Annotated in this window: 22 protein-coding genes and 1 pseudogene; 9 read left to right on the forward strand and 14 right to left on the reverse strand. The window is 62.8% G+C overall.

Features of this window, described 5'->3' with window-relative positions:
- Nucleotides 1–12: 12 nt before the first annotated feature.
- The 9 genes and pseudogenes from G6N82_RS03425 to coxB form a co-directional block, all read right to left on the reverse strand.
- Nucleotides 13–603 (reverse strand): SURF1 family protein, encoded by a 591-nt coding sequence (locus G6N82_RS03425; RefSeq protein WP_165193733.1) that lies wholly within the window; start codon nt 601–603, stop codon nt 13–15.
- Nucleotides 604–606: 3 nt separating this feature from the next.
- A complete protein-coding gene (locus G6N82_RS03430) occupies nt 607–1,371 on the reverse strand; it encodes a class I SAM-dependent methyltransferase (RefSeq protein WP_165193735.1) in 765 nt (254 codons plus the stop codon).
- The gene (locus G6N82_RS03435; RefSeq protein WP_165193737.1) at nt 1,368–1,814 is read right to left on the reverse strand and encodes a DUF983 domain-containing protein; all 447 of its coding nucleotides are present in this window, start codon (nt 1,812–1,814) and stop codon (nt 1,368–1,370) included. The genes G6N82_RS03430 and G6N82_RS03435 overlap by 4 nt, the downstream gene beginning before the upstream one ends.
- Nucleotides 1,814–2,686, reverse strand: a complete 873-nt coding sequence (locus tag G6N82_RS03440) for a cytochrome c oxidase subunit 3 (RefSeq protein ID WP_165193739.1) — start codon at nt 2,684–2,686, stop codon at nt 1,814–1,816. Before G6N82_RS03440 ends, G6N82_RS03435 begins: the two co-directional genes overlap by 1 nt.
- Before the next feature lie 74 nt (nt 2,687–2,760).
- Nucleotides 2,761–3,348 (reverse strand): cytochrome c oxidase assembly protein, encoded by a 588-nt coding sequence (locus G6N82_RS03445; protein ID WP_165193741.1) that lies wholly within the window; start codon nt 3,346–3,348, stop codon nt 2,761–2,763.
- Nucleotides 3,349–3,477, reverse strand: a complete 129-nt coding sequence (locus tag G6N82_RS15130) for a hypothetical protein (protein ID WP_277601953.1) — start codon at nt 3,475–3,477, stop codon at nt 3,349–3,351.
- Nucleotides 3,474–4,392: pseudogene (locus tag G6N82_RS03450) on the reverse strand (heme o synthase). Before G6N82_RS03450 ends, G6N82_RS15130 begins: the two are co-directional and overlap by 4 nt.
- Before the next feature lie 102 nt (nt 4,393–4,494).
- A complete protein-coding gene (ctaD, locus tag G6N82_RS03455) occupies nt 4,495–6,201 on the reverse strand; it encodes a cytochrome c oxidase subunit I (RefSeq protein ID WP_165193743.1) in 1,707 nt (568 codons plus the stop codon).
- Nucleotides 6,202–6,233: 32 nt separating this feature from the next.
- Nucleotides 6,234–7,196, reverse strand: a complete 963-nt coding sequence (gene coxB / locus G6N82_RS03460) for a cytochrome c oxidase subunit II (RefSeq protein WP_165193745.1) — start codon at nt 7,194–7,196, stop codon at nt 6,234–6,236.
- A 212-nt stretch (nt 7,197–7,408) separates the two neighbouring features.
- Between coxB and pyrE the strand changes: the two genes are divergently transcribed.
- Genes pyrE through ruvX form a run of 7 tightly spaced genes read left to right on the forward strand, consistent with a single transcriptional unit; the run spans nt 7,409 to nt 11,933 of the window.
- The gene (gene pyrE / locus G6N82_RS03465) at nt 7,409–7,987 is read left to right on the forward strand and encodes an orotate phosphoribosyltransferase (protein ID WP_165193747.1); all 579 of its coding nucleotides are present in this window, start codon (nt 7,409–7,411) and stop codon (nt 7,985–7,987) included.
- Nucleotide 7,988: 1 nt separating this feature from the next.
- On the forward strand, nt 7,989–8,744 hold the full coding sequence (locus G6N82_RS03470; RefSeq protein WP_165193749.1) for a pyridoxine 5'-phosphate synthase: 756 nt from the start codon (nt 7,989–7,991) through the stop codon (nt 8,742–8,744).
- Nucleotides 8,741–9,013 carry a pyridoxal phosphate biosynthetic protein gene (locus G6N82_RS03475; protein ID WP_165193751.1) on the forward strand — a complete coding sequence of 91 codons (273 nt, stop codon included), beginning with the start codon at nt 8,741–8,743 and terminating at the stop codon, nt 9,011–9,013. Before G6N82_RS03470 ends, G6N82_RS03475 begins: the two co-directional genes overlap by 4 nt.
- Nucleotides 9,010–9,411: a holo-ACP synthase gene (acpS, locus tag G6N82_RS03480; RefSeq protein WP_165193753.1), complete on the forward strand. Its 402-nt coding sequence runs from the start codon at nt 9,010–9,012 to the stop codon at nt 9,409–9,411. The genes G6N82_RS03475 and acpS overlap by 4 nt, the downstream gene beginning before the upstream one ends.
- Nucleotides 9,412–9,413: 2 nt before the next feature.
- Entirely contained in the window at nt 9,414–10,316 is a 903-nt protein-coding gene (lepB, locus tag G6N82_RS03485; protein ID WP_165193755.1) for a signal peptidase I, read from the forward strand.
- A 7-nt stretch (nt 10,317–10,323) separates the two neighbouring features.
- Nucleotides 10,324–11,466, forward strand: coding sequence for a DUF3089 domain-containing protein (locus G6N82_RS03490; protein ID WP_165193757.1), 1,143 nt, complete (start codon nt 10,324–10,326; stop codon nt 11,464–11,466).
- Entirely contained in the window at nt 11,463–11,933 is a 471-nt protein-coding gene (ruvX, locus tag G6N82_RS03495) for a Holliday junction resolvase RuvX (RefSeq protein WP_206520287.1), read from the forward strand. The genes G6N82_RS03490 and ruvX overlap by 4 nt, the downstream gene beginning before the upstream one ends.
- Here ruvX and G6N82_RS03500 read toward each other — a convergent pair.
- From G6N82_RS03500 to G6N82_RS03510, 3 genes are read right to left on the reverse strand one after another with little or no spacing between them, the layout of a single operon-like run.
- Nucleotides 11,930–12,832, reverse strand: a complete 903-nt coding sequence (locus G6N82_RS03500) for a transposase (RefSeq protein WP_165193761.1) — start codon at nt 12,830–12,832, stop codon at nt 11,930–11,932. The two genes, ruvX and G6N82_RS03500, sit on opposite strands and share 4 nt — an antisense overlap.
- Entirely contained in the window at nt 12,820–13,791 is a 972-nt protein-coding gene (locus G6N82_RS03505; protein ID WP_165193763.1) for a hypothetical protein, read from the reverse strand. Before G6N82_RS03505 ends, G6N82_RS03500 begins: the two co-directional genes overlap by 13 nt.
- 23 nt (nt 13,792–13,814) lie before the next feature.
- The gene (locus tag G6N82_RS03510; RefSeq protein WP_165193765.1) at nt 13,815–13,961 is read right to left on the reverse strand and encodes a hypothetical protein; all 147 of its coding nucleotides are present in this window, start codon (nt 13,959–13,961) and stop codon (nt 13,815–13,817) included.
- A 127-nt stretch (nt 13,962–14,088) separates the two neighbouring features.
- Here G6N82_RS03510 and G6N82_RS03515 point away from each other — a divergent pair, with 127 nt between their 5' ends.
- Nucleotides 14,089–14,547 (forward strand): PaaI family thioesterase, encoded by a 459-nt coding sequence (locus G6N82_RS03515; RefSeq protein ID WP_165193767.1) that lies wholly within the window; start codon nt 14,089–14,091, stop codon nt 14,545–14,547.
- Nucleotides 14,531–14,947 carry a PaaI family thioesterase gene (locus G6N82_RS03520; protein ID WP_241255178.1) on the forward strand — a complete coding sequence of 139 codons (417 nt, stop codon included), beginning with the start codon at nt 14,531–14,533 and terminating at the stop codon, nt 14,945–14,947. Before G6N82_RS03515 ends, G6N82_RS03520 begins: the two co-directional genes overlap by 17 nt.
- Here the strand turns inward: G6N82_RS03520 and G6N82_RS03525 are convergent.
- Nucleotides 14,944–17,118: a transglycosylase domain-containing protein gene (locus G6N82_RS03525; RefSeq protein WP_241255179.1), complete on the reverse strand. Its 2,175-nt coding sequence runs from the start codon at nt 17,116–17,118 to the stop codon at nt 14,944–14,946. The two genes, G6N82_RS03520 and G6N82_RS03525, sit on opposite strands and share 4 nt — an antisense overlap.
- A gap of 66 nt (nt 17,119–17,184) precedes the next feature.
- Entirely contained in the window at nt 17,185–18,165 is a 981-nt protein-coding gene (gene cobS / locus G6N82_RS03530) for a cobaltochelatase subunit CobS (RefSeq protein WP_165197931.1), read from the reverse strand.
- Nucleotides 18,166–18,181: the final 16 nt, after the last annotated feature.

Genomic DNA, 18,181 nt, shown 5'->3' on the forward strand with positions numbered 1-18,181 from the left:
GCTTTGCGGGCTTCAATCTTGCCCTTTGATGCGCTTGCGGATCGCCAGCCAGTAGATCACCAGCGCGGTCAGCGCGAAGAAGAACCACTGCCCGGCATAGGCGAGGTGGTTATTGGGCAGGTCGCGCGGATCGGGTTTGGCGAGCGGCTTGAGCCCCGCAAGTGGCGGGTCGGCCTGTACGCGCGCTCCATCGGCACCGCCCGGCGTGATCAAGCCTGCGACGGGGCCGCCCTGGAAATCAGGGAAATCGGGCCGGTCAGACCAGCCCAGCTTCACGTCCGCCGGCCCCCTCCCCGTTTCGCATCGCACGATCTGGGCGAAGCCCGAACGGCCATTTTCGGCGCGTCCCGAGATGGCTTCGCGGGACAGGACTTTCGTGCAGTCGAACGCAGTCGGGTGGAACAGATTACTTTCGAGTGCGGCGCCGCTATCGGAGGGAAAAGGCCGGAGTTCATTGCTGGAGAGCGCTTGTTCGTATTTCGCGATCAGCGCCGCCTTCTCCTCCGCACGGCCAAGCTGCCAGATGCCGAGCGCAACCATGGTCGCGGCCGCTGCCAGCACCACGATCGTCGGGATAATCGGTATCGAGCGCGTCTTCGCCATGGCTCAGTCTTCTCCTTGACGGGCTGCGTTGTCGCCTGCTTGCCATGCCGATTGCCCCGCTGGCGTTGCGGCTTCCCCCTGTTCCATCGCGGTTGCGACAACGAAAAGCGTTTCGCCCATGACCATCGACCCCATTAACAGCCGCATGGCGCCCCATATCGGGAGAGTCAGCAGGCGCCGCAAGGGTGAGGCAAAGGACGCTCCGGTTAAAATTTCCCGGCATTCGAAGCCGCATTCGGCCAGCATCATCGGCAAGTGGCTGGCAAGGATCGGGCTGATGTGGCGCTGCGACCGATAGCTGCGCTCACCGAAGCCCCATAGTTCGCCGGTCAGGGCAAACTTGATCCGCGCCTCGAAGAACTGGATATTCGGAGTAGAGATCACCAGCGCCCCGCCCGGGGCAAGCAGCTGGTGGCACTGGCGCAGGAACGCGCGCGGATTGTCGAGGTGCTCGATCACTTCGGAGGCTGTAATGCAAGCAAATGGCGGGCCCCCGATTTCGTCGGCGAAGGCCCCGTTGAAGTCGCATTCCCAGAATGCGTCGACTTCCTCCGCGATGTGGCGCGACAAATCCGCACCGCTCAGGCGCAAATAGCCTGCATCCCTAAGCCGGGCGATCAAGGCTCCGGTATAGGCACCCAGATCTAGAATGCGCCCGGCGATATCGACATGGCGCGAAACAAGTTCGGCTATCCTTGCGTGCGTTCCCGGGGCGGCGGCAACTGGATGCGGGCCATAGGTCTCGATCGGCCGCCGCAGCAGGCTCACAAGTCTGGGCCTTCCTGATCTTGGCCTGCTTTCTCGTCGCTGCCTGAGGCCGCAATCGCCTCACCCGCCTTGTTGCGATATTCCGCCGCCAGAAGGGCCGCCTTCGAAACGCGCAAGCCGCCCACGACTGCCCCAACGGTCAGCGGGATCCAGATCAGCGCATGGACCCAGAACGGCGGGCTGGCAGCCACATCCAGCCAGATCGCCAGCGCGACCATCACCGCGCCGATAATCAACGTCAGGAAACCGGCAGGCCCATCGCCGACATTGAAGCGGTTGTAATCGAGCCCGCACACACGGCACCGGCTGGCGAACTGGATCACTCCCGCGAACAGCGTCTTGGCGCCGCATTGCGGGCACAAACCGAAAAGGGCAGCCTGGCGCCATGAAATCGCTGCGCCGGGCTGCCCCTTTGGTTGGTCGGGACTTGCGTCCCGGTGCATTAGTGAACCGGAGCGCCCCAGCCGCCCCAGATGTAGACGGCAACGAACAGGAACAGCCACACCACATCGACAAAGTGCCAGTACCATGCAGCCGCTTCAAACCCGAAGTGCTGGCGCGGGGTGAAGTGCCCGGCATAGGCCCGCACCAGGCAGACGATCAGGAAGATCGTGCCGATCAGCACGTGGAAGCCGTGGAACCCGGTCGCCATGTAAAAGGCCGAGCTATAGGTGTTGGTGCCGAAAGCGAAGGGCGCGATCGAATATTCATAAACCTGGATCGCCGTGAACAGTGCGCCCAGCAGGATGGTGGCCCACAGGCCTTGCTTCAGCCCTTCGCGGTCACCATGGATCAGCGCATGGTGCGCCCAGGTAACCGTGGTGCCCGAACACAGCAGGATCAGCGTGTTCAGCAGCGGAAGCTGGAAGGCGTTGAGCACTTCAATACCCGCAGCCGGGAATGTGCGTGCAGCCGCCTCGCCATCCTGGCCGAACAGGCTCGTAACCAGCCCGTCTTCAGCCACCGTGATCGGCGCCGGGAACAGGGCGAAGTCGAAGAACGCCCAGAACCAGCCGACGAAGAACATCACTTCCGAAGCGATGAACAGGATCATGCCGTAGCGCATGTGCAGTTGCACCACCGGGGTATGATCGCCGCCCTGGGCTTCCTTCACGATGTTGCTGAACCAGCTGAAGAAGGTCGCAATCAGGCCGGCAATGCCAAGACCCAGCACGATCTTGCCTGCACCGCCAAAGGTCTCGGGATGCATGAACAGCACCATGCCGGTAGTGAAGGTCAGCGCCGAAATCGAGCCGATCAGCGGCCAGATATCCGGTTCAAGGATGTGGTAATCGTGGTTCTTGGTTCCAGCCATGAGATTTTCCCGTCTGTCGGCTCTTATCTGATTGGTCCCGTCCTTAGATTGGCTCTGCGGACGGGTCCAGAGTGTTACAATTCCGGTTCCGCAGCCGCATTGAGCGACTTGTGGAAAGTGTAGCTCAAGGTGATCTGTTCGACCCCCTTCATGTTCTCGTCTTCCAGCGCAGCCGGATCGATGAAGTAGAGCACCGGCATGTGCACTTCCTCGCCTGGCTGCAGCGTCTGCTCGGTAAAGCAGAAGCACTGGATCTTGTTGAAATAGCGGCCCGCCTGCTCCGGCTCGACATTGAAGGTCGCGGTACCGGTGATCGGAACGCTGGAATTGTTCCGCGCGACATAGGTCGCCATGTCGCGCACGCCGATCTGCACGGTGTCGGTGGTCTGGTCAGGGCGGAACGTCCACGGCACGTCGCGCGCGACCGAACCGTCAAAGCGGATCGAAATGGTCTTGCCTGCAGCCATCCCAAGCTGCTCCGCACGCTGCGCCTCGGCTTCGCTCGCAACCTGGGTGGTCCCGCCAAATCCGGTGACGCGGCAGAACAGGTCATACAGCGGCACGGCGGCATAGCCGAGCCCCAGCATCGCCAGCGCGCCCATAAAGGCATAGATGCCGGTCTTGAGGTTCTTCTGTTCGAGCGATTGGGCGGCGGAATTCATCTATCCGTCTCCGATCCTGACGATGGTGATTGCGTAGAACAGCACCACCATGAACAGCAGCAAGCCGCCAAGCACCAGATTTCGGCTCTTCTGGCGGCGGCGGAATTCGGCTTCATCTTCAGGTGTCATGCGATCCACCCCTGCTGGCGCGCAAGAGCGTCAACCACCAGCGCTGCAAACAGCGCGAAGAGATAGAGGATGCTGTAAGCGAACAGCGTTTTTTCCGGCTTCATCTTGTCGCCTTCAACCGAAGTGCGGAACGCAACCGGAAATGACAGCGCAAGGAATGCCAGCGTCAGCGCCAGCGCGGTAAGCCCGTAGATCGCGCCAGTGCCGCCGATCAGCCATGGCGCAACCGCAATCGGCACAAGCAGAATGGAGTAGGCCAGGATCTGGCGGCGGGTGGCGCGCTCGCCCGCAACAACCGGCATCATCGGGATTCCTGACCTTGGCGTAATCGGACTTCACAAACAGCGCCAGCGCCCAGAAATGCGGCGGGGTCCAGAAGAATATGATCGCAAACAAAAGCACCGGCATCAAGGTGACGTCGCCGGTCACTGCGACCCAGCCGATCATCGGCGGGAATGCGCCCGCGCCGCCGCCAATCACGATGTTCTGCGGCGTACGCGGCTTCAGCCACATGGTGTAGATCACCGCGTAATAGACGATCGCCACCGCCAGGATGCTTGCCGCGAGCCAACCCACGCCAAGCCCCATGATGATCACCGATGCGACCGAGAGCGCGATACCGAAGTCGCGTGCGTCGGTCGGGTTCATGCGTCCTGCCGGAAGCGGCCGGTTCGCAGTCCGCTTCATGCCTGCATCAATCTCCGCTTCCCACCACTGGTTGATGACGGCGGAACCGCCAGCGCCCATGGCAATGCACAGGATTGCGGTGAAGCCGATCACGGGATGGATCGAGCCCGGCGCTGCCAGCAATCCGCACAGGCCGGTGAAGATCACCAGCCGCATCACGCCCGGCTTGGTCAGCGCGAGGAAATCGCGCCAATCGGCCGGCATGGTGGTTGCAGTTGTGGCAGTCATCGCTTGCGTGTCTCAATCAAAGCGAGCCGTCCGGCTCTTGAGTGGAAGGGCGCACCTTGCAGCGCGCCCTCCGGATCGTTTTCTGCGCCCAGCGGCAGCGCGTCAGGCCTGCACCGGACGGTGATCGTGGTAATCGTGATGATCCTCGATCACCGGCAGCGTTTCGAACTGGTGGAACGGCGGCGGGCTCGACAGCGTCCACTCGAGCGTGGTCGCGCCTTCACCCCACGGGTTTGCCGCAGCCTTCTTGCCGGCCAGGAATGCGTAGGCCAGGTTGGCGAAGAAGATCAGCATCGAACCGGCCATGATGTAATAGCCCATCGAACTGATCTGGTTCCAGTAGCTGTAGGCTTCCGTGAAGTCCGGATAGCGGCGCGGCATGCCCTGCATCCCCAGGAAGTGCTGCGGGAAGAAGATCACGTTCACGCCGATGAAGAAGCCCCAGAAGTGCAGGTGCGAAAGGAATTCGCTGTGCATCCGGCCGCTCATCTTCGGGAACCAGTAGTAGAACCCGGCGAACAGCGAGAATACCGCGCCCATCGACAGCACGTAGTGGAAGTGCGCCACCACGTAGTAGGTGTCATGCAGGTTGTCGTCGATGCCGCCATTGGCCAGCACCACGCCGGTTACGCCACCAACGGTGAACAGGAAGATGAAGCCCATCGCCCAGACCATCGGCGATTTGAACTCAACGCTGCCGCCCCACATGGTCGCGATCCAGCTGAAGATTTTCACGCCGGTCGGCACCGCGATGACCATGGTCGCTGCAGTGAAATACATCTTCGTGTTCACGTCGAGGCCGACGGTGTACATGTGGTGCGCCCACACGATGAAGCCGACCACGCCGATCGCCACCATGGCATAGGCCATGCCGAGATAGCCGAACACCGGCTTGCGGCTGAAGGTCGCCACGATCTGGCTGATCATGCCGAAGCCCGGCAGGATCATGATGTAGACTTCAGGGTGGCCGAAGAACCAGAACAGGTGCTGGTACAGGATCGGGTCACCACCGCCAGCCGGATCGAAGAAGGTCGTGCCGAAGTTACGGTCGGTCAACAGCATGGTGATCGCCGCGGCGAGCACCGGCAGCGCCAGCAGCAGCAGGAATGCGGTAACCAGCACCGACCACACGAACAGCGGCATCTTGTGCAGCGTCATGCCCGGCGCGCGCATGTTGAAGATGGTGGTGATGAAGTTGGTCGCGCCGAGGATCGAGCCGGCACCGGCAAGGTGCAGCGAGAAGATCGCGAAGTCGACCGCGGGGCCCTGCGAGCCGGTGGTCGAAAGCGGCGCATAAACGGTCCAGCCCACGCCTGCACCCAGGCCCGTGCCGCCCGGCACGAACATCGAGAACAGCAAGCTGAAGAAGCCGACCACGGTCAGCCAGAACGAAATGTTGTTCATCCGCGGGAAGGCCATGTCCGGCGCACCGATCATCAGCGGTACGAACCAGTTGCCGAAGCCGCCGATCATCGCCGGCATGACCATGAAGAACACCATGATCAGGCCGTGCGCGGTGATGAACACGTTCCACATGTGGTAGTTCTGGTCCATCGCGGTGCCGTCACCACCCAGCAGGTTTACCCAGAACTGCAGGTACTGGATGCCCGGCTCGGCCAGTTCCAGCCGCATCACGCCGGAAATGGCGCCGCCCACGATCCCCGCGATGATCGCGAAAATCAGGTAGAGCGTGCCGATGTCCTTGTGATTGGTCGACATGAACCAGCGGGCGAAGAAGCCCGGCTTGTGGTCCGCATGATCATGAGCATGATCGGCGTGCGGAGCGAAACCTTCTGCGGTAGTGGCCATCGTTCAAATACTCTCTGGCTTATTCAATTCGTTCAGGCGGCGGGCGCTGCGGCGGCTGCGTCTGTGGCGGGTGCCTCGGCAGCGACTTCATCACCGGCGACGGTGCCACCCTGCTCGCGGACCCAAGCTTCCCACTGGTCGCGCGGGAGCGCTTCGACCGTGATCGGCATGAAGCCGTGGCGGGCGCCGCACAGCTCGGAGCACTGGCCGTAATAGACGCCTGGCTCATCGATGATCAGCATCTTCTCGTTCAGGCGCCCCGGCACAGCGTCCAGCTTGAACCACAGGCTCGGCACGGCGAAGGCATGGATCACGTCAGCCGCGGTCGTCTGGATGCGCAGCGGGGTGTTCGCCGGCACAACCATGCGCTTGTCCACGGCCAGCTGGTAGGGCTCGCCCGCCTTTACCGCATCTTCAGCCGAAAGCATGTTCGAGATCACTTCAAACCCGCCATTGTCGGGATAGGTATAACCCCAATACCACTGGTATCCGGTGACCTTGATTGTCACGGCGTCTTCGGGCGGGGTCTGGTATTGCTTGGCGAGGAGCTGGATCGAGGGAACCGCGATCACCAGCAGCACGATGACTGGCACCACGGTCCAGATCACTTCGATCAGCGTGTTGTGCGTCGTCTTCGAAGGGGTCGGATTGGCGCGGCGGTTGTAACGCACGATCACCCACAGCAGCAGGCCGAGCACGAACAGGCTGATGATCGTGATGATCGGCAGCAGGATCGAGTCATGCATCCACAGGGCGTAATCGCCATTAGGGGAGAATTGCTCCTGAAAGCCGAGACGGCCATCGACCGGCATACCTTTGCCTGCGGTCGGCGCCATCGGCGTGTAGGCAGGAGCAGCTTCCACAGCGGTGGTTTCCGCGGCAGCGGCAGCTTCATCCTGTGCCAGCGCGGTGCGCGGCGCAATCGCAAGCAGCACGGCAATGGCGAGCATGGAGATAAGAAGATAGGCACGGCGGCCCATGTGACGCAAAATCATCTGTCTGACGCTTTCCGCTTCATTCGTGTTCTGTAACCCCCACGGTTTAAAGCGATAAACCGCGACAGCCAACCCAAACACCCGGCATTACTGCCAGGATTGACCGGCCCTATAGGCGCGCTTGCCCCCTGCCTCAAGCGCTTCTAGGGAGAAAATTATGCAAGGCCGGATGATCCCGGTGCAACCAGCGCAAGATTGGGGATAACTCACGCATGACCGAAGACGAAGTGCTGTCCGAATTCCGTAGCTGCGGCGCCCTGTTGGAAGGGCACTTCAAGCTCTCGTCCGGGCGGCATAGCGCACATTACCTGCAATGCGCCCGGGTGTTGATGAATCCCGAGCGCGCCGGGCGGCTGGCGCTGGCATTGGCACAAAAGCTGCCGCGGGAGATTCGCAGCAAGATCGATGTCGTGGTTTCGCCTGCCATGGGTGGCCTCATCATCGGGCACGAGATGGGCCGCGCCCTGGGCAAGGACGCGATGTTCCTTGAGCGCCCCGATGGAGTATTCCACCTGCGCCGTGGATTCGCGCTTGAGCCGGGCGCACGGGTGCTAATGGTCGAGGATGTCGTCACGACGGGCCTCTCCAGCCGCGAGGCGATCGATGCGGTCGGCACCGAAGGCGGCGAAGTCATCGCCGAAGTCGCACTGGTCGATCGTTCGGGCGGCGAGGCTGACCTTGGCGTGCCGTTTTTCCCGCTGGTAGCACTCAATTTCCCGACCTACGCTGAAGACGAGGTCCCTGCAGAACTCGCGGCCATTCCGGTCACCAAGCCGGGCAGCCGCGCCTGACATGGCCGGCGTCCACAATCCGGGCCGCTTGCGGCTGGGCGTGAACATCGACCACGTTGCGACCATCCGTAACGCCCGCGGCGGCGACCATCCGGATCCGGTGCGCGCGGCAGAGATCGTGGCCCGCGTTGGCGGTGACGGGATCACTGCGCACCTGCGCGAAGACCGGCGCCACATTCGCGACGAGGACCTCGCGCGGATTCAGGCTGCGACCGACCTGCCGCTCAACCTGGAAATGGCGGCGACGGAAGAAATGCTGGCGATCGCGCTGCGCCACAAGCCGCACGCAGCCTGCATCGTCCCCGAGAAGCGCGAGGAGCGCACCACCGAAGGCGGGCTTGATGCGGCAGGGCTGCACAATCAGCTCGCCCCGATCGTGACGAGGCTGGCGGACGCCGGCATCCGCGTCAGCCTGTTCATCGAGGCGAGCGAGCGCCAGCTCGATGCTGCGCTGCGCCTCGGCGCACCGGTGGTCGAATTCCATACCGGCGAATACGCCCACGCGCATCTTGATGGCGACGCCGAGAAACTGTCTGCCGAGCTAAAGCGAATCGCCGACATGGCCGCGCTCGCAGCCAAGAACGGGATCGAGCCGCACGCCGGCCACGGCCTCACCTACGAAAACGTCCAGCCGATCGCGGCGATCCCCCAGCTCGCCGAACTCAACATCGGGCATTACCTGATCGGCGAGGCAGTGTTCGTCGGCCTGGAAAATGCGGTGCGGCGGATGCGCCAGTTGATGGACGACGCGCGGTGAACAACGCTGCCAGCCCCGCACAAGCCTTGTGGGCCCTGGCCGGCGCTATCCCCTTCCTGCTGAGCATCGCGCTGCTGGGCTATGCGCTCAGCAATCGGGTTATCGTTGTTTTTGCGATCGGCTGGTTTGTGCTGCAAATCTTCGGTTATTCGATGACGCTGAAGCTGGCAAAGGGCGATCCCGCGCATTATCTGGTCAAAGGGCAAGTGCTGCTCCACTGGATCGCGCTGATGCTGCTCGGCGCGCTGCTGCTAAAGGCGAACGGATGATCATCGGGCTCGGCTCCGACCTCTGCAATATCGAGCGGATCGCGAATTCGCTGGATCGCTTTGGCGAGCGGTTCGAGATGCGCGTGTTTACCGAAATCGAGATCGCCAAGGCGCGCCGCCGCCCCTTCACCATTGCCGGCACCTATGCCAAGCGCTTCGCCGCCAAAGAGGCCTTCAGCAAGGCCGTGGGCACCGGCTTCCGGCGCGGGGTATTCATGAAAGACATCGGCGTTATCAACGCCCCATCAGGCGCTCCGACGCTCGCTCTGACAGGTGGCGCGGCGAATCGGCTTGCGGAATTGACGCCGCATGGCCATGAGGCGCTCATTCATCTCACCCTCACCGACGATCATCCATGGGCCCAGGCTTACGTCATCATCGAAGCACGGCCCCTTTAGATATGCAGACCGGCACTGACACTGTGAACACGAATATCGAAAAGACGGACGGGAAAGCCGCCGAGGACAAGGTCAACTGGATCGCCGAGATCCGCGGGCTGGCGCTGATGCTGCTGGCTGTGCTGGCGTTCCACAGCCTGGTAGCCAAGCCGTTCTACATCCCCTCCACCTCGATGATGCCGACGCTTTACGTTGGGGACCGGCTGGTGGTGAGCAAATATCCCTATGGCTGGAGCTGGGCCTCGGCCAGTTTTCACCTGCTGCCGCGCAGCGATTGGCGCATCTGGGCCGATACGCCGGAATATGGCGATATCGTGATCCCAGTCCATCCGATCCGCGACGAAGACTACATCAAGCGCGTGGTCGCGCTGCCGGGTGACCGGATTGCCGTGCGCGATGGCCGGATCATCCTCAACGGCGTGCCGGTAAAGCGCGAAGTGGTGCCGCCGGTGAAGATCCCGTTCGAACCGGAACTGCTGTGCGAAGGCGGCCCCTGCCTCAGCGCGTTCACCAACTATCTGGTTCGCGAAGCCGACGGGAAACAGTATTTCGAAGTGCCGGCCTATCGCGAAACGCTGCCCAATGGCGCGAGCTATCTCGTGATCGACCATCTGGAAGACCAGCCGCTCGACAATTTTGACGAGATGACCATCCCTGAAGGCCATGTCTTCGTGATGGGCGACAACCGCGACCATTCGGCCGACAGCCGCGAGCTTTACAGCCCGCGCGGGTTAATGGGGCCGGTGCCGCTGGAGAATATCGGTGGACGCGCCGAATTCATCACCTTCTCGCTCGACGGTTCGACCACCTGGAACCCGGTGAGCTGGTACACCAGCCTGCGCGGCGATCGGGCCTGGACCACGCTGCGCCCCGCAAAGGCCGAGCAAGGCCCGTCCGGCGAGTAAGCCAGCGATGGCAAAGAAGTTCCTCTATGTGATTGCCGCGATCATCGTGCTGGTGATTGCCGCCGCGATCGTGCTGCGCGTTTGGGCGCAAGAGCTGACCGCGCTGGCGATGGTCCCTTCAGCCGAATTCGAAGCGCCCTCGGCACTTGCGCAGAACGCCTATGCCGATCCGGCGATGTGGTATTCGCATCCGGGGCTGGCAACGGACAAGGACCCTGCGCGCTGGCAACCTGGCTATGCCAATGATCGCGGACTGCTGCCGACACCGGCAGAGCCGGGGCCGCCGCCTTTTGCCGTGTTCTTCGTCCATCCCACCAGCTATCTGGATCGCTCAAACTGGAACGCGCCGCTGGATGATGCCGAAGCGAACCGCGTCACAGGCATCTATTTGCGCGGCATGGCGAGCCCATTTAATGGCGCACAGGCAATCTGGGCGCCGCGCTATCGCCAGGCCACTTTTGGCGCTTTCCTGACTGACCAGACCGAAGCCCAGCAAGCGCTCGATGCCGCCTATAGCGATGTCAAACAGGCCTTCGCCGCCTTCGTGGCGGAAACCGAACCGGGCACGCCGATCGTCCTTGCCGGGCATAGCCAGGGGACGCTCCACTTGTTGAGGCTGTTGAAGGAGGACATAGCGGGAACGCCGCTCGCTGCGCGTGTCGCTGCGGTATACGCTGTGGGCTGGCCTGTTTCTATCCAGCATGACCTTCCGGCGCTGGGCCTTCCCCGCTGTTCCAGCCAAAACCAGCCCGGCTGCATCATGAGCTGGTCGAGCTTCGCCGAGCCGGCTGACCCCTCGCCGCTGCTCGAAACCTACGCCGGGTCCACTGGCTTCGATGGCGTGAAGCGCGGCACCAGCCCGATCCTGTGTACCAACCCGCTGACCGGCGGCGCTGAAAGCGCTGCTCCCGCCACGCTGAACCTCGGCACGCTCAAGCCCGATGGCGACTTGAGCAATGGTTCACTGGTCACCGCGGCAGTCCCCGCGCGCTGCGACACCCGCGGCCTGCTGCTGATCGGCGATCCGCCGGAAATGGGCCGCTATGTACTGCCCGGCAACAATTACCACGTCTACGATATCCCGCTGTTCTGGGCCAATGTGCAGGCCGATGTCGCCCGGCGAGTGGAAGCGTGGGCGAAGCGCCCTTGATCACCGACCGCGCAGGCGAACTGCGCGAGGCTTTGCCCGATGGCGGCACTTTGCTCGGCCTCGACCTTGGCACCAAGACGATTGGCATCGCCACTTGCGACGCCGGCTGGCGTTTCGCCACGGCGGGCAAGACCCTGCCCCGCGGCAAGTTCGGGCGCGATCGCGAGGCGCTGGCGGCGCTGATCAAGCAGCGCGGCATCGCCGGGATCGTGATCGGCCTGCCGCGTAACATGGACGGCAGCGAGGGCCCGCGCGCGCAGGCGAGCCGCGCCTATGCCCGCAATTTGGCAGAGGCCTTCGCCCTGCCGGTGCTGTTGTGGGATGAGCGTTGGTCGACTCAAAGCGCAGAAGCCGCGATGATCGGGCAGGACATGAGCCGGGCCAAACGCGCCGAGAAGATCGACAGCCACGCTGCCGCAGTGATTCTTCAAGGCGCGATCGATGCGCTGGCGGGGAATGCCTTCTAACTGACTTCGAGCGCCGACCGCTTCTGCCGCGCGACAGCTTCCAGCATCCGGTTGCCCGACAATTCCGCCTCGCGCCACAGAGCATCGCGGCTACCCGCATCGCCAAACAGCAGGTCGCGCGCTTCATAACTCGCCAGCCGCAGCCGATCGCTCGGATGGCTCCGCCCGAAACATTCGGCAAGGTCCAGCGCCTCGTCCAGCCCGGTTGCCACAGCCACGCGCAGGAACACTTCGGTCGAATTGGGGCTGAGCACCCGCGTCACGCTCCCTTCCTCCAGATCGAAGCCGTACTGGTCATACCAATGCTGCGCGGGATCGACATGCATCACGTTGAGCGAGACCGACAGGCTTTCCGGCGGGACCTGGCTGTGGATGTCTTCATGCGCGCGATAGAGCATCAGCTTGCCTTCGCTCAGCGCGCTGCGCTCCTTGAAGCGAAGCTGCGCCCGTTCCCCCGCATAGCCCGTCACCATTTCATAGTCGTATTCGTAATAGTCGCTGCGGTATCCGGGGCCGAAATAGCCGCAGGTCAGGAAAGAGAAATTGTGATCGTGCGGAATGCCATAGACAAAGGTCCTGGCACCGCTCGTCTGGAAGCAATGGTCGCGCTTTGACGGCCAGATATTGGCGCGCAGGAATACATTGCCGAACAGCGGGCTAAGCATGATCGCTTGCGGGCCATAGTCGCTATTGACCTGGGCGTTCTTGCCCGCGGCCTTGAGTTGCTCGATCAGCAAGTCACCCAGGAACGTCCGATTGTTACAAAGCTTGCGCAACCAATGTGCGCCCTCTGCCAGCCGCTCTTCGCATCGGGGGTCGAAGTGCATCGCCGCAATCGCCTCTACACATTCGCCCAGGCTGCATTGCTCGCGGGAGGGACTGTCAATCAGACGGGGCACGCCACTTCCCCTCGTTTCCCGAGTTGCGGATAGGCCTGTCGCAACTGCGCGGCGAGTTGTGCGGCCGCGGCGGACAGCGGATCGCCCGCAGATCGGGCAATGTCCGACAATAATGTGAACCCAAGCTGCGGATCGAGTGCGAGCGTATGCCGCAGCGCCTCCCAGCGGGTGTGATCGTGCCCTTTGCGGGCGTGTCGGCCGATGGCAGCGGCGGCGTCGGTGCGGCCCATCGCCCCCAGTACCGCGATCGCCATTTCGTGCTGGCTGGCGCGCTTGTCGCCGCTCGATTGCATCAGCAGCTCTCCACCCGGATAGGCGAATTCGCGGGTTGGCTCGGGTTGCTCGGGCACACGGGTCAGCTGCAGCGTCACAAGCCGGCCATGCACGCTTTCAACCTGGCGGCACATCGCTTCGCCCTCGATGGTAATGCGGTCGCCAACCTGCCAGTCGCAAGCTTCAGCATCAATTGCAGCCGATGTCGTCCTGTCTTCCGCAATCCGGAAGATCCGGCCCGCTCCCGCCCCGGCCAGGACGATTTCATGTTGGACCCGGTCGGAGAACACAGCAGAACGGGCTTCGGCCGGCGCATCAATCCGGGCATAGGACGATACCGCCAGCGCCGCTCCTCGCTCAGCCGCGATCTGCACCATGGAATATCCCCCGGCATGGTGGTGGCGCGCCGGGATTTGCGCCAGGGGATGCTCGCGCAAGGTCGCCACGAGGCCGGCACTCCAGTCGGCAACGAAGTCCTGCGCTTTCCCGACTGAGCGAAACAGCTCGCCAAGCACAGGCAATCTGTCCACGTCCTCACCGCCCGCAAAGCGGCGAAATTCGGCAAGAATAGCGCTTGTGCCATCGAGCGCCAGCCAGCGCTGCCGCGTTTCTGCCATCGCCTGGCGCGAGCGGCGCTGCGCGGCACGATCGCCACGAAGCGCCGCAATTCGGGGATCGATCCGCAACTCAACAGTCCTGAGCGAACGTGTCAGCGGGTGATGACATCGTAGACGTAGACCATGATCGCCACGATCGTATCGTCATAATTTGCCGCGAGTTGCGTTGCGCTGCCATAAAGACCAGTGGCAAGGTCAAGTCCGGGGAGCGAGTTCAAATCGATTTGCGGAATATTCATAAGTTAGTCTCCACGCTAAACGCACCCGGCATGACTGCCGCGGTGGCCTGCGCAGAATGGCCGAGCCCACCCTCGCTAAGAAGTTAAAAGATTGTAATAACACGATTAACTCGGAACCAGGATCGCAATGCCTACTCCCCTACCTCCCTTTGATCCCAAGCAGGCGGCTGGATTTTTCTTCCGCCATGGTCACACCGGCTGGCTCGGGCTGCGCTACAGCGATCACGGGGATGACTGGGTCGAGCTGGAACTGCCGTGGCGCGAAGACTTGCTGGGGGAAGAGGAGCGCCATGTGCTGGCTTCAGGCCCGATCATCAGCCTGCTCGACATGGCATCGGGCATGAGCATCTGGACTGCGAGCAAGGTCTTCTCGCCGGTCGCCACGCTTGATCTGAGAGTGGACTATCAACGCCCGGCAAGGGAGCGCAGCGCGGTAAAGGGTCGTGTCGAGTGTTATCGCCGCACCCGCTCCGCCGCCTTCGTCCGCGGAATCGCCTATGACGAGGATCCGGCCGATCCGGTGGCAACCATGGCTGGCGTATTCATGACCATTGCAAGGGATCCGCGCAGTGCCAGCCAAGCATGATCTCGAACGCTACCTGACGGCCTATGCGCGGTCACTGGGGATTGAGCCGCACGACATCGAAGACGGCATGCCTGTGCTCAAGATCGCGTTCAGCGGTGTTGTCGAGGGCAGGCCGGGCGCACTTCACGGCGGCGCAACCAGCGGCTTGCTGGAGACGGCGGGCTATGCCGCGCTCAGAGCGCGGTTGCAGCGCGACGGGCGCAACCCGCAGCTGAAGCCGATCAACATTACCGTCCAGTTCCTGAGCGCGGGGAAGCAGAAGGTCACTTACGCCAAGGGCCGGATCACGCGGCTGGGGCGGCGCAATGCGAACGTGTCGGTAGAGGCGTGGCAGGACGATCGCGAACGGCCGATTGCGACCGCTATCATGAACATATTGATGGCCGACCGCGAGGGTTAACGTTCGACCGGTTCCAGCTTCAAACCATCCTCGGTCAGCCTGACTTCGACCGGCACACCTTCAACTTCAGTTGTCACTCGCAAGCCATCCTGCTCGATCGAAAGCGTCGATCCGTTCTCATCGATCGGGATATCCTGTAGGCCGTCGATATCGAGCGGCTGGATCGGGCCTTCCGGGTCAGGGGCCTCGACAGGTTCGGCAGCTGTGGTGTCGGCCAGGGCATTGCGCATGAAATCGCGCCAGATCCGCGCAGGCAGGCCGCCCCCGGACACGCCGTTAAGCGGGGAATTGTCATCATTGCCGACCCACACCCCGACCACCAGGTCCCCGGCATAGCCGACGAACAGCGCATCGCGATGGTCCTGCGTCGTGCCGGTCTTGCCGAAGTTGGGGGCTGACAGCATCGCCGCCCTTCCCGTCCCGCGATTGATGGCGCTGCGCAGCAGGCGCTCCATGTCATTGTGAGTACGGCTGGAGAAGCGCGACTGGCCATCGAACAACCATTCGATCCAGCCCGGTTCCTCGCGCGGGAAGGCATGCGGTTCAACCGGATAGGCATTGGCAGCCACTGCGGCATAGGCGCTGGTCAGTTCGAGCAGCGTCATAGTGGACGTGCCCAGCGCCAGGCTGGGATCGCCTTCCGGCAGATCGGATGTCACGCCGAGGTCGCGTGCGGTGGCAATCACCCGCTTACTGCCGACCTGGTTGAGCAAGCGCACTGCCGCGACATTGCTCGACCGGGCAAAGGCATCCTCAAGCGTGATGCTATCGGAATAGGCATCGCGCGAATTCTTCGGACGATACGAGCCGGTCAGGATCGGCGAATTGTCGATCTTGTCGGTCGGCTTCATCCCGGCGCGCAAGGCAGCGAGGTAGACGAACAGCTTGAAGGTGGAGCCGGGCTGGCGGCGCGCCTGCGTGGCGCGGTTGAACGGTGAATTCCGGTAGTCCTTGCCCCCGATCATCGCCACCACTTCGCCGTTCGGGCGCATTGCCACCAGCGCCACCTGCGCTTTGCCCAGTGGCGCGCGCGAGACGACCCGCCCGGCGATCCCCTGCAACCGCGCGTCAAGCGTGGTGGTGAGGTTCAGCTTGGCATAGCTCGCTTCGGCATCCTTGCGCGCAATCGGCAGCGCCCAGTCAGCGAAATAGGTACCGGTGGGTAGGCGGTTGCGGGTCCGCACATCCAGCCGCGGCGCACGCAGCGAAGCGGCGCGCTGCTCGGTCAGGTAGCCTTCCTCGACCATCGCCGCGAGCACCAGCCTCATCCGCTCGCGCGCGAGTTCGTAATTCCTGGTCGGCGCCAGGCGCGAGGGAGCCTTGAGCAAGCCCGCCAGCATTGCCGCCTGCTCAGGGCGCAGTTTTTCCGGCTGGCGGTAGAAGTAATGCAGGCTGGCCGCGCGCAGGCCATACTGGTTGTCGCCGAAATAGGCGTTGGAGAGGTAGCGCGAGAGAATCTCGTCCTTGGTCAGCCATGCCTCCAGCCAGAATGCGATCAGCGCTTCACGCGCCTTGCGGGTCAGTGTCTGTTCCGGCGTCAGGAAGGTGAACTTGGCCAGCTGCTGGGTGATGGTGCTGCCTCCGCCCACCCCGGTCCAGGCGGCCCGGGCGATGCCGCGCGGATCGACGCCCCAATGGCTGTAGAAGCGGCGGTCCTCGATCGCGAGGAATGCCCCCACTACGTGATCGGGCAACTTGCTGGCGTCCACCGGCGCTTCAACCGAGGCACCGCTGCGCGCAATCGGTGTACCATCCGATGCCAGCAGGGTGATTTGCGGTGGCGCAATCGGTTCAAGCGACTTTCCGAGCGGCGCGGTTATCGCCAGCCACGCGACCAACGCGATGAACAACGCCAGGATCGCGGCGACAATCCGCACCGCCCACCAGCGCTTGCGCCGGCCGCGCCAATGGGCGGGCTGCCAAAATCGGGTCTCCGGCTCTTGCCAACGTTCGCCGAAGCGCGGGGGGGCGATCGTCTCCTTGCGTTTCCAGAAGTGCCAGCGCCGCTTGCGCGGGGCGGCCGGGTCCCAGTCGAACCTCTCGTCGAAATCGTCGAGCGCGCTGCCATAGGGGTCTTGCAGCGCATAAAAGCCCGCTTCCGGGCGATCATCCCAATCGCGCGAACGGGCAGACTTGGTTCGACGGGGGGATCGAAGCCAGGCGAACATCATACTGTGTTAGCCAATTAATACAGCGATGGCGAGCAATTTCTCGGGCCTTGAAGCCGAGCGTCCAGATCAGAGCTTCTTAGCCGCGCTTTCAGGCAGGTCTTCGTTGAAGACGCGCTGATAGTATTCGCTCACCAGCGTGCGCTCCGCCTCGTCGCACTTGTTGAGGAAGCTGAGCCGGAACGCAAAGCCGATCGATTTGAAAATCTCGGCATTCTGCGCCCAGGTCATCACCGTGCGCGGGCTCATCACCGTCGAGATATCGCCGTTCATGAAGCCCTGCCGGGTGAGATCGGCGACCTTGACCATGTTGGCGATGGTCTTGTCATCGGTTTCCGGGCTCTTGGTCTTGACGATTTCCTGCTCGACCTCGGGCGCGAGATAATTGAGCGCGACCACGATATTCCAGCGGTCCATCTGCGCCTGGTTGATCGCCTGCGTGCCGTGATAGAGCCCACTGGTGTCACCCAGCCCGACCGTGTTGGTGGTCGCAAACAGGCGGAAATATTTGTTCGGCGTGATCACCTTGTTCTGGTCAAGCAGGGTCAGCGCGCCTTGCGCTTCCAGCACGCGCTGGATCACGAACATCACGTCCGGCCGGCCCGCGTCATATTCGTCAAAGGTCAATGCGACCGGGTGCTGCAGCGCCCAGGGCAGGATGCCTTCCTTGAATTCGGTCACCTGCAAACCGTCGCGCAGCACGATCGCATCGCGACCGACCAGGTCGATACGGCTGATATGCGCATCAAGGTTCACGCGGACGCTGGGCCATTTCAGGCGCGCTGCGACCTGTTCAATATGGGTCGATTTGCCGGTACCGTGATAGCCCTGCACCATTACCCGGCGGTTGTGCGCAAAGCCGGCCAGGATCGCCAGCGTGGTGTCCGGATCGAACACATAGCTGGGGTCGACTTCCGGAACGCGCTCGTCCGCAAGGCTGAAGGCGGGCACCTGCCAGTCGACATCGATCCCGAACGCGTCACGGACGTCGATCGTCGTGTCGGGCGCGGCGAAGAGCGTGTTGGCGGTGCCGTCGTAATCGGATTGCATCAGGTTTTGCATCGTG

The organism is Altererythrobacter sp. BO-6 (assembly GCF_011047315.1).
Classification (GTDB): domain Bacteria; phylum Pseudomonadota; class Alphaproteobacteria; order Sphingomonadales; family Sphingomonadaceae; genus Erythrobacter.

Bases quoted from the DNA above. Each gene is read 5' to 3' on its own strand.
- G6N82_RS03515 (WP_165193767.1), top strand. From the start codon at position 14,089: ATGCCTACTCCCCTACCTCCCTTTGATCCCAAGCAGGCGGCTGGATTT.
- pyrE (WP_165193747.1), top strand. From the start codon at position 7,409: ATGACCGAAGACGAAGTGCTGTCCGAATTCCGTAGCTGCGGCGCCCTG.
- G6N82_RS03440 (WP_165193739.1), bottom strand. From the start codon at position 2,686: ATGGCTGGAACCAAGAACCACGATTACCACATCCTTGAACCGGATATC.
- G6N82_RS15130 (WP_277601953.1), bottom strand. From the start codon at position 3,477: ATGACACCTGAAGATGAAGCCGAATTCCGCCGCCGCCAGAAGAGCCGA.
- G6N82_RS03435 (WP_165193737.1), bottom strand. From the start codon at position 1,814: ATGCACCGGGACGCAAGTCCCGACCAACCAAAGGGGCAGCCCGGCGCA.
- G6N82_RS03470 (WP_165193749.1), top strand. From the start codon at position 7,989: ATGGCCGGCGTCCACAATCCGGGCCGCTTGCGGCTGGGCGTGAACATC.
- acpS (WP_165193753.1), top strand. From the start codon at position 9,010: ATGATCATCGGGCTCGGCTCCGACCTCTGCAATATCGAGCGGATCGCG.
- cobS (WP_165197931.1), bottom strand. From the start codon at position 18,165: ATGCAATCCGATTACGACGGCACCGCCAACACGCTCTTCGCCGCGCCC.
- ctaD (WP_165193743.1), bottom strand. From the start codon at position 6,201: ATGGCCACTACCGCAGAAGGTTTCGCTCCGCACGCCGATCATGCTCAT.
- G6N82_RS03525 (WP_241255179.1), bottom strand. From the start codon at position 17,118: ATGATGTTCGCCTGGCTTCGATCCCCCCGTCGAACCAAGTCTGCCCGT.
- lepB (WP_165193755.1), top strand. From the start codon at position 9,414: ATGCAGACCGGCACTGACACTGTGAACACGAATATCGAAAAGACGGAC.
- G6N82_RS03490 (WP_165193757.1), top strand. From the start codon at position 10,324: ATGGCAAAGAAGTTCCTCTATGTGATTGCCGCGATCATCGTGCTGGTG.
- G6N82_RS03445 (WP_165193741.1), bottom strand. From the start codon at position 3,348: ATGAATTCCGCCGCCCAATCGCTCGAACAGAAGAACCTCAAGACCGGC.
- coxB (WP_165193745.1), bottom strand. From the start codon at position 7,196: ATGATTTTGCGTCACATGGGCCGCCGTGCCTATCTTCTTATCTCCATG.
- G6N82_RS03425 (WP_165193733.1), bottom strand. From the start codon at position 603: ATGGCGAAGACGCGCTCGATACCGATTATCCCGACGATCGTGGTGCTG.
- G6N82_RS03510 (WP_165193765.1), bottom strand. From the start codon at position 13,961: ATGAATATTCCGCAAATCGATTTGAACTCGCTCCCCGGACTTGACCTT.